Source organism: Methylobacterium sp. WL8 (genome assembly GCF_008040045.1).
GTDB classification, from domain to species: Bacteria; Pseudomonadota; Alphaproteobacteria; order Rhizobiales; family Beijerinckiaceae; genus Methylobacterium; species Methylobacterium cerastii.
In genome coordinates this window covers 1-12,199 of the sequence record NZ_VRVF01000009.1, presented here as the reverse complement: position 1 = coordinate 12,199, position 12,199 = coordinate 1, and the positions used below count along the sequence as shown (strand labels likewise).

Below are 12,199 nucleotides of genomic sequence, written 5' to 3'. Positions count from 1 at the left end.
GAGCATCATGAACGCCGCGATCCTCCCGGGCTCCGTCATCGGCGCTAACCCGAACGCCCCCGAATACCTGCTGGCGGTCGACGCGCTCACCGTCTCCTTCGACGGGTTCAAGGCGGTCAACGACGTCTCGTTCTACGTCGACCCCAACGAGATCCGGGTGATCATCGGCCCGAACGGGGCCGGCAAGACCACCGTGCTCGACCTGATCTGCGGGCGCACCCGCGCCAGCGCCGGGTCGATCAAGTACAAGGGCCAGGAGCTGACCAAGCTCACCGAGAGCGCGATCGTCCAGGCCGGCGTCGGGCGCAAGTTCCAGACGCCGTCGATCTACGACGACCTCACGGTGTTCGAGAACCTGGAGATCTCGTTCCCGCGCGGGCGCTCGGTGTTCGGGGCGCTGACCTTCAAGCGCGACGCCGAGGTGCGCGACCGCATCCACGAGATCGCCGAGACGATCTTCCTCAAGGACCAGCTCCTGGAGCGGGCCGAGTTCCTGAGCCATGGCCAGAAGCAGTGGCTCGAGATCGGCATGCTGCTGATCCAGGACCCGGAGCTGCTGATGCTCGACGAGCCGGTGGCCGGGATGAGCGTCGGCGAGCGCATCAAGACCGCCGAGCTCCTCAACCAGATCATCGTCGGCCGCTCGGTGCTGGTGATCGAGCACGACATGAAGTTCGTCGAGGACATCGCCCACCGGGTCACCGTGCTGCACCAGGGCAAGGTCCTGTCGGAGGGCTCGATGGAGCGGGTCAAGAACGATCCGAAGGTCATCGAAGTGTATCTGGGACACTGAGCATCATGCTGCAGACCGCGCATCCTCCCCTGGCGAAAGCCCCTCCGCTGCCGACGATCCCGTCGGCCGCGCCGATCCTGCGCGTCGCGGACCTGCACGCAGCCTACGGCCAGAGCGAGGTGCTGCACGGCCTCGACTTCCAGGTCGCGCCCGGCGAGATCGTCGCGGTGATGGGCCGCAACGGCATGGGCAAGACCACGCTGATGAAGACCCTGATGGGGATCGTGCCGGTGAAGGCCGGCTCGATCCGCGTCGACGGCGCCGAAATCGGCGGCCTCAAGAGCCATGCCCGCGTCGCCAAGGGCCTCGCCTACGTGCCGCAGGGCCGGATGATCTTCTCGACCATGACGGTGCAGGAGAACATCGAGACCGGGCTGACCGTCACCGGCACACGCCGCGTCCCCCAGGACCTCTACGACATGTTCCCCGTGCTGTTGGAGATGAAGGGCCGGCGCGGCGGCAACCTCTCCGGCGGCCAGCAGCAGCAGCTCGCCATCGCCCGGGCGCTCGCGAGCCGCCCGAAGGTGCTGCTCCTCGACGAGCCGACCGAGGGCATCCAGCCCTCGATCATCCGCGAGATGGGGCGGACGCTGAAGGCGATCCGCGACGCGCGCGGCCTGTCGATCGTCGTCTCCGAGCAGGTGCTGAGCTTCGCCCTCGACGTCGCCGACCGGGTGCTCGTGATGGAGAACGGCGAGATCGTCCACGAGTCGCTGCGCGCCGACATCGACGAAGCGCAGGTCGCCCGCTTCCTCTCGGTCTAAACGAGGACATCATGGCCGATTACGAGATCTTCGAGCTCGGCGACCACGTTCTCCAGTGCGGCAAGACGCTGCGCAACGCCAAGCTCGCGTTCAAGACCTTCGGCACGCTCAACGCGGCCCGCGACAACGCCATCGTCTACCCGACCTGGTATTCCGGCCAGCACACCGAGAACGAGTGGCTGATCGGGCCGGGCAAGGCCCTCGACCCCGACACGTACTTCATCATCATCCCGAACATGTTCGGCAACGGGCTCTCGTCCTCGCCGAGCAACACGCCGGCTCCCTGGAACGGGCCGCGCTTCCCCAACGTCACGGCCTACGACAACGTCCGCGCACAGCACCGGCTCGTCACCGAGCATTTCGGCATCGAAAAACTGGTCCTGGTGACCGGCTGGTCGATGGGGGCGCTCCAGACCTACCATTGGGGCGCGCTCTATCCCGAAATGGTCCCGCGCATCCTGCCGTTCCAAGGCTCGGCCAAGTGCTCGCGGCACAACTTCGTCTTCCTCGAGGGCGCCAAGGCGGCGCTCCAGGCCGACGCCGCCTTCGCAGAGGGTTGGTATGCGAGCCCGCCGAACAAGGGGCTGCGCGCCTTCGGCCGGGTCTACGCCGGCTGGGGCCTGTCGCAGACCTTCTACCGGATCGAGGCCGACAAGACCCACATGGGCTACGCCTCGCTCGAAGACTTCCTCGTCGGATTCTGGGAAGGCCTGTTTTATACGCGCGACGCCAACGACCTGCTCGCGATGCTGTGGACCTGGCAGAACGGCGACATCGGCGCCAACGACACCTTCCTCGGGGACACCAAGGCGGCGCTTCGCGCGATCACCGCGAAGGCGATCCTGATGCCGGCCTCGACCGACCTGTACTTCCCGCCCGAGGACAACCGGATCGAGGCGGAGTCGATGCCGAACGCCGAGTTGCGCGTCATCGACACGTGGTGGGGCCACTTCGCCGGCGGACCGGGCACCAGCCCCGACGACATCCAGATCCTCGACGACGCGCTGAAACGGCTGCTCGCGAGCTGAAAGGTTTCGGCCGGGTCAACCGGTCGTTCGGGGCATCGCCGTCCCCAGGTTTCCAAGACAGGGAGCAAAGTCAGAAAATGCCCGAGACGCTGATCAAGGTCGACCTGACGCAATCGGCCTACGACAACGACATGGTGCACAACCGCTGGCACCCGGACATCCCGATGGTCGCCATGGTGAAGCCCGGCGACGACTTCATCGTCGAGACCTACGACTGGACCGGCGGCTTCATCAAGAACAACGATTCCGCCGACGACGTGCGCGACATCGACCTGTCGATCGTGCACTTCCTCTCCGGCCCGATCGGCGTCGAGGGCGCCGAGCCCGGCGACCTCCTGGTGGTCGACCTCCTCGACATCGGCGCCAAGCCCGAGAGCCAGTGGGGCTTCAACGGCTTCTTCTCGAAGAACAACGGCGGCGGCTTCCTCGACGAGCACTTCCCTCAGGCCCAGAAGTCGATCTGGGACTTCGAGGGCATGTTCACCAAGTCGCGCCACATACCCGGCGTGCGCTTCCCCGGCCTGATCCATCCCGGCCTGATCGGCTGCCTGCCCGATCCGAAGATGCTCGAGACCTGGAACATCCGCGAGAAGGCGCTGTTCGACACCGACCCGAACCGGGTGCCGGCTCTCGCCACCCTGCCCTTCGGGCCCACCGCCCACATGGGACGCCTCAAGGGCGAGGCGAAGGAGAAGGCGGCCGCGACAGGCGCCCGCACGGTGCCGGGGCGCGAGCACGGCGGCAATTGCGACATCAAGGACCTATCGCGCGGATCGAAGATCTACTTCCCGGTCTACGTGCCCGGCGCCGGCCTCTCGATGGGCGACCTGCATTTCAGCCAGGGCGACGGCGAGATCACCTTCTGCGGCGCGATCGAGATGGCCGGCTGGGTCCACCTCAAGGTCAGCCTGATCAAGGACGGCATGGCCAAGTACGGGATCAAGAACCCGATCTTCAAGCCGTCGCCGGTCACGCCGAAGTTCGACGACCACTTGATCTTCGAGGGCGTCTCGGTCGACGAATACGGCAAGCAGCATTATCTCGACGTGACGGTGGCCTACCGGCAGGCCTGCCTCAACGCGATCGAGTACCTGAAGAAGTTCGGCTACTCGGGCGCGCAGGCCTACTCGATCCTCGGCACCGCACCGGTCCAGGGCCACATCTCGGGCGTGGTCGACATCCCCAACGCCTGCGCGACCTTGTGGATTCCGACCAAGATCTTCGAGTTCGACATCAATCCCGGCGCCGACGGGCCGACGAAGTTCATCGACGGCTCGATCCAGATGCCGCTCTCACCGGATCTGTAGTCTCCTGGTTTGCCGCGCTTCCCGGCCGGCAAACCGCACACACTTTGCCTGGAAGCGCGCGAATGCCGGTCTACGATTACGCTTGCGAGGCCTGCGGGCCGTTCACGGTGCTGCGCCCTATGGCGCAGTTCAAGGACCCGCACGACTGCCCCGATTGCGGGACGGCGTGCGGGCGCGCCTTCCTCACCGCGCCGAACCTCGCCTCGATGGATGCGGGCCGGCGCAAGGCCTACGCGACCAACGAGCGGAGCGCGCACGCCCCCCGCAAGTCGTCCGCGCACGGGGCCGGCTGCGGCTGCTGCTCGGGGACGAAGGCCAAATCCAACCCCACGGCCGCCAAGAGCTTCCCGAACGCGCGGCCGTGGATGATCAGCCACTGACACAGCGACACCCCCTCCCCCTCTGCGGGGGAGGGTGGGCTTCGCGTCAGCGAAGGTCGGGAGAGGGAAACGCGCTTTACGGCACCGTCGATCCCCTCTCCCGACCCGCTTCGCGGGCCACCCTCCCCCTCACCCAAGTCGGGCTTGCCCGACTTGGGCACACAAGGCGCGGATCTCGGGCAAGCCCGAGATCCGTCGGGGGGAGGGAAGAAACCCGAGCCAGGAGGAACCTACGCCATGATGCACGGAGACATCTCGTCCAGCGCCGACAGCGTCGGCGTCGCGGTGGTGAACTACAAGATGCCGCGCCTCCACACGAAGGCGGAGGTGCTGGAGAACGCCACGAAGATCGGCGACATGATCGTCGGCATGAAGGCCGGCCTGCCGGGTCTCGACCTGGTGATCTTCCCCGAATACTCGACCCACGGGATCATGTACGACGCGGGGGAGATGTACGAGACCGCCTCGACCGTGCCCGGCGCCGAGACCGAGATCTTCGCCGACGCCTGCCGCAGGGCCAAGGTCTGGGGCGTGTTCTCGCTCACCGGCGAGCGCCACGAGGAGCATCCGAACAAGGCGCCCTACAACACCCTGATCCTGATGAACGACCAGGGCGAGATCGTGCAGAAGTACCGCAAGATCATGCCCTGGACGCCGATTGAGGGCTGGTATCCGGGCGACCGCACCTACGTCTCGGAGGGGCCGAAGGGCCTGATGATCAGCCTGATCATCTGCGACGACGGCAACTACCCCGAGATCTGGCGCGATTGCGCCATGCGCGGGGCGGAACTCATCATCCGCTGCCAGGGCTACATGTACCCGGCGAAAGAGCAGCAGATCCTGATGTCGAAGGCGATGGCCTTCGCCAACAACACCTACGTCGCGGTGGCCAACGCCGCCGGCTTCGACGGAGTCTACAGCTACTTCGGCCACTCGGCGATCGTCGGCTTCGACGGGCGCACGCTCGGCGAGTGCGGCGAGGAGGAGATGGGCATCCAGTACGCGGCGCTTTCGAAATTCCTGATTCGCGATTTCCGCGCGCACGGGCAGTCGGAAAACCACCTCTTCAAGCTGCTCCACCGCGGCTACACCGGGATGATCAACTCCAAGGAGAATCGGCACGGGCTGTCGGAATGCCCCTACGACTTCTACCGCCGCTGGATCGAGGACCCCGACGCCACCCGCGACGCGGTGCGCGCCATCACTCGCCAGGGCGTCGGCACCGAGGAATGCCCGATCGACGGCATCCCCTTCGTCGGCAAGGGCGAAGGGCCGCCGGACCCGCGCTGAAATCGGCTCCGACGCAACGCCGCGCCGGCCCCGGATCGGGTCTGCGCGGCCACTTCCATGACACGACGACGTCTGATCGGAACGGCCCAAGGCCCGACACGTTGACCGGCGCTTGTCTTGCGCACATCAGGTCGAACCAGGGGCGGATCGGGTAGATCATGAACGGTGAGTCGAAGCCGGCCGGTGCGGGCGGTCAGGACAGCAGGCCGGGCGCGCACGGTGTCAGTGCGGAGTTCCGGCGCTTCGCCGACGACGTCCCGCTGATGATGTGGCGCTCGGACCATCGCGGCCACGCGATCCATCACAACGAGTGCTGGCTCCAGTTCACCGGCCGGCCGCTGGAGGAAGAACTCGGCGTCGGCTGGCGCACGGGCCTGCATCCGGACGACTTCGAGCGGCACGCGCGCATCGTCTCCGAGGCGTTCACCGCGCGCGAGCCCTTCACCGTCGAGTTCCGCCTGCGTCGTCACGACGGGGCCTATCGCTGGCTGCTCGACACCGCCCGGCCGCTGACCGAGGACGGCGAGTTCCGCGGCTATCTCGGCTCGTGCTTCGACATCACCGACCGCAAGCATGCCGAGGTGCATATCGAGGAGGCGCTGCAGGAGAAGGAGACCCTGCTCGCGGAGGTCTACCACCGCGTCCGCAACAACCTGCAGGTCATGGTCAGCCTGATCGGCCTCTACGGCCGCGCGGCGCCGGAGCCCTGCCGCGGCAGCTTCGAGGCGCTGGGCCAGCGGGTGAGGGCGATCGCGCTGGTGCAGCAGCACCTGCACGAGGCGCCCCACATCGCCTCGATCGACCTGCGCGACTACCTGCATCGGCTCGCCTCCGGCCTCGGCCAGCTCCGCCGCGCCGGGCGCATCGGCGTCCACCTCGGCGGCGCCGGCACCAGCCTCGTCGAGCCGCGCACCGCCAACGCGCTCGGGATGATCGTCGCCGAGATCGTGGCCGAGTGCCTCGACGCCACCGCCGAGAGCGTCGCCTGCGCCATCGCCATCGACATTGACGCCGCCCCCGGCGCGCCGGTGCGCCTCTCGATCACCTCCGGCGCCGGCGACCAGGATGAATCCGGCCGGCCCAACATCCCGAAGCTCGGGCCGCGGCTGATCGCGGCCTACGCGGCTCAGGCCGAGATCGCCGTCACCGGGGTGGCGACGGCCGAGGACCCGCTGCGGCTGCAGCTGCCGGAGGCGCGGATCGACGGCCTGGCCTGAAGGGCGCCGCGGGATTCGCTTCGGCCGGGGTGGCGACCTATATCTTGGACGACCCCCGCGCCCCCGACAGAACACCGGCCGAGCATGCTGCCTCCGATCGAGACCATCGTCGAGAACTTCGAATTCATCGACGACTGGGAAGAGCGCTACCGCTACCTGATCGAGCTCGGGCGCACCTTGCCGCCGGCCGACGCCGCCCTGCACGCGGAGTCGAACAAGGTGCTGGGCTGCGCCAGCCAAGTGTGGATCGACCTGAACGTCGATGCGTCCGCCGACGTGCCGCGCCTTCACCTGCGGGGCGACAGCGACGCCCACATCGTGCGCGGCCTCGTCGCGCTGATGGTCGCGCTGTTCGACGGCAAGACCCCGCGCGAGGCGGCAGACACCGACGCCTTCGCCCTCTACACCAAGTTGGGCCTCGGCGAGCACCTCACCCCGCAGCGCTCCAACGGCGTCCGCGCCATGGCCGACCGCATTCACCGCGACGCGGTCCGCCTCGCCGCCTGAGCTGGCGACCGCCTCACGCCCGGTCGCGCCACAGCCGCATGCGGGCATGGTCCGGGCCTATGGCCTCGCGCTGCAGGCCGTAATGCTCGGCCAGCCGCCCGAGGGCGATCTTGGCGACCACCTTGGCGGAGCGGGCCGGCCAGCGGCGTTCCTCCTCGATCCGCTCCAGCCCTTTCACGTGGCCGCACAGGTCGATCAACAGGCCCGACAGGTCGTGGCCGACCGCATCCATCGCGCGGTCCACCCGGGCGCGCGCCGCCATCATCGTGTCGGAGGCGCCGGCGGCGTCGCGCGGCCCCGAGCCGTCGACGCGGATCGCCGTCCAGTCGATGCCCATCCGCGGCATCAGCATACCCGTGGTGATGTCGCGGCGCAGGCGCTCGCCGGCCTCGAACGACGCCCGGTCGAGAAGCGGCGCTCCGTCGCGGCCGCGCCGCCGCACCATCCAGGCGATCGGGCTCTCCGCCGCGTCGCGCAGGCGCCTCTCCGTTCCCTCGCCCTCGACTACGAGGTCGAGATGCTGCCCGCGGAAGGCTTCGCCGGCCGGCGCGTCGCCACGCCGGAGGCGCGCCCGGCCGGCGATCGACAGCACGATCCGCCCGCGCGGGCCGGGTTCGCGCAGGGCGAGGTCGGCGGCGAGCAGGCGCTCGCCGGACGCCGCCGGAAAGCGGCCGCCGCCGAGCGAGACGCCGCCGCCGCAGCGCACGATCAGCATCGCGTCCTCGACCGGGTCCGGGAAGGCGTAGGCGCCGTCGGCGGCCAAGGCTGCCAGCAGCCGCTCGCCAGCACGCCCGATCGCGGCCTCCGCTCGCGGCAGGGCGACCGGGCGGGCAAGGGGGCGAGGAGCCAGGCGAGCGGTCCGAGCCTGAGAGAGTTTGTTCATGTTTTGTTCCCAAGGCGAACGGTCTTCGTCACGACGAAGGAAACAGGAGAGTCCTGAAAATCGTCCTAGATCAAGACTTGACGACCACGACGCTGTGGAGCGTCACGCACCCTAGGGTGCAGGGTCGGCGCCGGGCTTCGCCGGCGGATGCTTCAGCACCTCGGCGATCTCCTCCTCGGACTTGCCGCGGACGTCGTAGCCCATCCCGGCGAGGCGCTCGACCAGGGCGTCGCTGTCGGCGGCCGAGCGGGCGGCCCATTCGGCGAGCACGTCGTTCGCCTTGCCGAGGTCGTCGGTCGGGACCGCCTCAGTCGACATCTTGGCATCGCTCATGGGGACAAACCGCTCGCAGAACCAGGCACGGTGACGCGCAAGGTTTGTGCCCATCGCGCGCATTGTCCAGCGCGTGGATGTCGGCTTGCGTGAAGAAAACGCGACCGCACGACGAAAGAGAGCGTCTTCCGTGATCCGGAGATCACGGAAGACGCTCGAGATCGCGCGGGACGCGGGGAAACCGTGCCCCGGCGCTCCGCATGGCGGTCTCAGGCGGCTTCGTCGTAATTGCCCGAGCGGGTCTGGCCGAGGCCGATCGCCTTGGCGAGGTCGGAGCGGGCCTTGGCGTAGTTCGGCGCGACCATCGGGTAGTCCGGCGGCAGGCCCCACTTGGCGCGATACTGCTCCGGGCTCATGTCGTACTTGGCGCGCAGGTGGCGCTTGAGCGACTTGAAGGTCCGGCCGTCCTCCAGGCAGATGATGTGGTCGGCGGTGACGGACTTCTTCACCGGCACGGCGGGGGTCAGCGGGCCGGCGGGCGCCTCGGCCTCGGCCTGTCCGCCGGCGACCTGCATCAGCGACGCGTGGATGCGGGTGATCAGCTGGGCCAGCTCGCCCGGGGGGACCGGGTTGTTGCTGACGTAGGCCGACACGATGTCGGCTGCGAGTTCCACGTAGTCGACCGTGGTTTCAGTGTCGTTCATGTTCGGCCATGTCCTCTGGACGCTCAGGCTGTCGACGGGTCTTGGGCGGCGCGGGCCGTCGGCCCCGCCGTCTCTCGCCAGGATGCGGGCATTCCCGCAGCAATGTTCGGCCCGCCCGCAAGTGCTGAGTAAAATGCGGGGACCCCTCCCCGCGACGACTTCTCATTAGGATATTTGCAGATCGCCCGCAAGTTGCTCGACGACAGTTCGGATACGCAACGTCAACTATCCGGAAGGATATTTCAGCTTAACGAAATCGGCTAAAGCGATGCCTACTCAAGGGCGAAGCATCCCACCGAATCGGCTCTACCCCAGATTGCAGAACCTGCGGAGGACAACGCGGCCGGCACCAAGCCGGGGCGAGACCATTGCACGCCGGGCCTTGTCCGGGGCCGGGCCGCACGGCACATGCCCAGGTTCGCGCAGGTTCTCCACGGGAAATCTCCAATGGCGTTCGACACGGCCCACGTCCCGCCCGCCTCCGACGCGCCGCGTGCGCAGCGCCGGCCGCACAGCTTCGTCGTCCACGGGCGCACCCTGTCGGACGACTACGCCTGGTTGAAGGCCGAGAACTGGCAGGACGTCCTCAAGGACCCGTCGGCGCTGCCGGCCGACATCGGCGACTACTTGAGGTCCGAGAACGCCTACGCCGAGGCGGCGCTCGCCGGCGCGGCGCCGCTGCGCAAAACTTTGGTCGCCGAGATGCGCGGGCGCATCCGCGAGGACGACAGCGGCGTGCCGACGCCGGACGGGCCGTTCGCCTACTACACCCGCCACCGCGACGGCGGGCAGCACCCCCTGGTCTGCCGCCGCCCATCCGCGGCCGGCGACGACGCGGGGGCGGAAGAGATCCTGATCGACGGCGACAAGGAGGGCGAGGGCCTGGCCTTCTTCGAGATCGCAGGCGCCGCCCATTCCGACGACCATGCGCGCCTCGCCTGGGGCGTCGACACCAAGGGCTCGGAGCTGCACGCGATCCGGGTGCGCGACCTCGCGACCGGGACGGATGCGGCCGACCGCGTCGAGGCGACCTCCGGCGAGGCGGTCTGGTCGGCCGACGGCGCCGGGTTCTGGTACGTCGCGGTCGACGCCAACCACCGGCCGGCGCGGGTGATGTACCACCGCCTCGGCGCGGAGCAGGCGGACGACGCCACGGTCTACGTCGAGCGCGATTCCGGGTTCTTCGTCCACATCGGGGCGACGCAGTCGGGCGCCTACCTCACCATCACCGCGAGCGACCACGAGACCTCGGAGGTCCACCTCCTCGACCGCGCCGCGCCGGACGGGCGCCTGCGCGTGGTGCAGCCGCGCGAGCCGCTGCTGATCTACTCGGTCGAGCATCGCGGCGCGGACCTCTACATTCTCACCAACGCCGACGGCGCCGAGGACTTCAAGGTCGTCACCACCCCGGTGGCCGAACCAGGCCGGGGGCACTGGGCCGACCTGGTGCCGCACCGCGCCGGCACCATGATCCGCCACCTGCATCTGCTCGCCGACCACCTGGTCCGCCTCGAGGTCGAGAACGCCCGGCCGCGGATCATCGTGCGCGACCTCGCGACCGCCGAGGAGCACGCGGTGGCGTTCGCGGAGGAGGCCTACTCGCTGGGCCTCCAGCCCGGCTACGAGTTCGAGACGGCGACGATCCGCTTCGCCTATTCCTCGATGACGACGCCGACGGAGACCTGGGACTACGATTGCGCCACCCGCTCCCGCGCCCTGCGCAAGCGTCAGACCATCCCGAGCGGGCACGCGCCCGAGGACTACGTCACGCGGCGGCTGTTCGCGACCGCCCGGGACGGGGCGCAGGTGCCGATCTCGCTGCTTCACCGGCGCGACCTCGTCCTCGACGGGACGGCGCCGCTGCTGCTCTACGGCTACGGTGCCTACGGCACGCTGATGCCGGCGGCGTTCCGCACCAACCTGCTGAGCCTCGTCGACCGCGGCTTCGTCTACGCCATCGCCCACATCCGCGGCGGCACCGAGAAGGGCTGGCGCTGGTACCTCGACGGCAAGCGCGAGAAGAAGCCCAACACCTTCTCCGACTTCGTCGCCTGCGCCCGAGCGCTGATCGCGGCGCAGTACACGTCCGAGAAGCGGATCGTGGCGCATGGCGGCAGCGCCGGCGGCATGCTGATGGGGGCGGTGGCCAACCTCGCCCCGGAGCTGTTCGCCGGCATCGTCGCCGACGTGCCCTTCGTCGACGTGCTCAACACCATGCTCGACGCCGAGCTGCCGCTGACACCGCCGGAATGGCCGGAATGGGGAAACCCGGCCGAGAGCGAGGCGGCGTTCCGGACCATCCTGTCGTACTCGCCCTACGACAACGTCGCAGCCAAGGCCTACCCGGCGATCCTGGCGCTCGGCGGCCTCACCGACCCGCGGGTGACCTATTGGGAGCCGGCCAAATGGGTGGCGCGCCTGCGCGCGACCATGACCGGCGGCGGCCCGGTCCTGCTGCGCACCAACATGGAAGCCGGCCACGGCGGCGCCGCCGGCCGCTTCGACCGGCTCGAAGAGGTGGCGCTGATCTACGGCTTCGCGTTGGCGGCGGTGGGCGAGGCGTGAGGGAGAGGCGGCGTTCGGCTGCCACCGTGCCGAACATCATGACGCGGGAGATGTCCCCCTTCCCAGGTTCCCGATTCACCGATTCCGCACAGCCTCGGATGACGCGCGGCTCCCCCCTCTCCCCGCAGGCGGGGAGAGGCCCGGCTGTACCCCGTCGTGCAGCCGGGAAGCGGAGGCGAAGCCGAAGCGACGGTGAGGGGGAGCTTCCGGAAGAGCCTCCTCCGGCTCAGCCCCCTCACCGTCGGCTGCCGCCTCGCTTTGCCGACGACGAGGTCGTCAAAGCCCTCTCCCCCACCGAAGTCGGGCCTGCCCGACTTCGGCAGGCAGGTTCGGATCTCGGGCAAGCCCGAGATCCGTGCGGGGCGAGGGGATGCGCGCAAATCAAGGCGCCAGAAGCAGAGATGTGCGAAGCCTATTGCGTCTCCTTGAGACGTAGATAGCCCTCACGGCTGCGCGGGCGGCGGGCGGATGTCGAGGGGGCGTTCCGG

Annotated in this window: 12 protein-coding genes; 9 read left to right on the top strand and 3 right to left on the bottom strand. The window is 68.8% G+C overall.

The features are described 5' to 3' along the window. The first annotated feature begins 7 nt into the window (after positions 1–7). The 8 genes from urtD to FV234_RS05335 all read left to right on the top strand — a co-directional run bounded on the left by urtD (position 8) and on the right by FV234_RS05335 (position 7,286). Positions 8–793: an urea ABC transporter ATP-binding protein UrtD gene (gene urtD / locus FV234_RS05370; RefSeq protein WP_147753749.1), complete on the top strand. Its 786-nt coding sequence runs from the start codon at positions 8–10 to the stop codon at positions 791–793. A 74-nt stretch (positions 794–867) separates the two neighbouring features. Continuing rightward, positions 868–1,557, top strand: a complete 690-nt coding sequence (gene urtE, locus FV234_RS05365; RefSeq protein ID WP_187273591.1) for an urea ABC transporter ATP-binding subunit UrtE — start codon at positions 868–870, stop codon at positions 1,555–1,557. An 11-nt stretch (positions 1,558–1,568) separates the two neighbouring features. After that, complete coding sequence (locus tag FV234_RS05360) at positions 1,569–2,585, top strand: alpha/beta fold hydrolase (RefSeq protein WP_147828305.1); 1,017 nt, start codon at positions 1,569–1,571, stop codon at positions 2,583–2,585. Between the two features lie 77 nt (positions 2,586–2,662). Continuing rightward, positions 2,663–3,892, top strand: coding sequence for a formamidase (fmdA, locus tag FV234_RS05355; RefSeq protein WP_147828304.1), 1,230 nt, complete (start codon positions 2,663–2,665; stop codon positions 3,890–3,892). Between the two features lie 62 nt (positions 3,893–3,954). Beyond that, complete coding sequence (locus tag FV234_RS05350; RefSeq protein ID WP_147753745.1) at positions 3,955–4,272, top strand: zinc ribbon domain-containing protein; 318 nt, start codon at positions 3,955–3,957, stop codon at positions 4,270–4,272. Positions 4,273–4,509: 237 nt separating this feature from the next. After that, entirely contained in the window at positions 4,510–5,562 is a 1,053-nt protein-coding gene (locus tag FV234_RS05345; RefSeq protein ID WP_147828303.1) for an aliphatic amidase, read from the top strand. A gap of 158 nt (positions 5,563–5,720) precedes the next feature. Next, positions 5,721–6,779 carry a PAS domain S-box protein gene (locus FV234_RS05340; RefSeq protein WP_147828302.1) on the top strand — a complete coding sequence of 353 codons (1,059 nt, stop codon included), beginning with the start codon at positions 5,721–5,723 and terminating at the stop codon, positions 6,777–6,779. An 84-nt stretch (positions 6,780–6,863) separates the two neighbouring features. Beyond that, complete coding sequence (locus FV234_RS05335) at positions 6,864–7,286, top strand: SufE family protein (RefSeq protein ID WP_147764829.1); 423 nt, start codon at positions 6,864–6,866, stop codon at positions 7,284–7,286. Between the two features lie 13 nt (positions 7,287–7,299). Here the strand turns inward: FV234_RS05335 and FV234_RS05330 are convergent, their stop codons facing one another. The 3 genes from FV234_RS05330 to FV234_RS05320 form a co-directional block, all read right to left on the bottom strand. Beyond that, positions 7,300–8,169, bottom strand: a complete 870-nt coding sequence (locus FV234_RS05330) for a DUF6456 domain-containing protein (protein ID WP_238270989.1) — start codon at positions 8,167–8,169, stop codon at positions 7,300–7,302. A 111-nt stretch (positions 8,170–8,280) separates the two neighbouring features. Next, a complete protein-coding gene (locus FV234_RS05325; RefSeq protein ID WP_147828356.1) occupies positions 8,281–8,487 on the bottom strand; it encodes a hypothetical protein in 207 nt (68 codons plus the stop codon). A gap of 224 nt (positions 8,488–8,711) precedes the next feature. Next, positions 8,712–9,146 carry a MucR family transcriptional regulator gene (locus FV234_RS05320; RefSeq protein WP_147764830.1) on the bottom strand — a complete coding sequence of 145 codons (435 nt, stop codon included), beginning with the start codon at positions 9,144–9,146 and terminating at the stop codon, positions 8,712–8,714. Between the two features lie 447 nt (positions 9,147–9,593). Here FV234_RS05320 and FV234_RS05315 point away from each other — a divergent pair, with 447 nt between their 5' ends. Beyond that, on the top strand, positions 9,594–11,711 hold the full coding sequence (locus FV234_RS05315; protein ID WP_147828301.1) for a S9 family peptidase: 2,118 nt from the start codon (positions 9,594–9,596) through the stop codon (positions 11,709–11,711). The last annotated feature ends 488 nt before the right edge of the window (positions 11,712–12,199 follow it).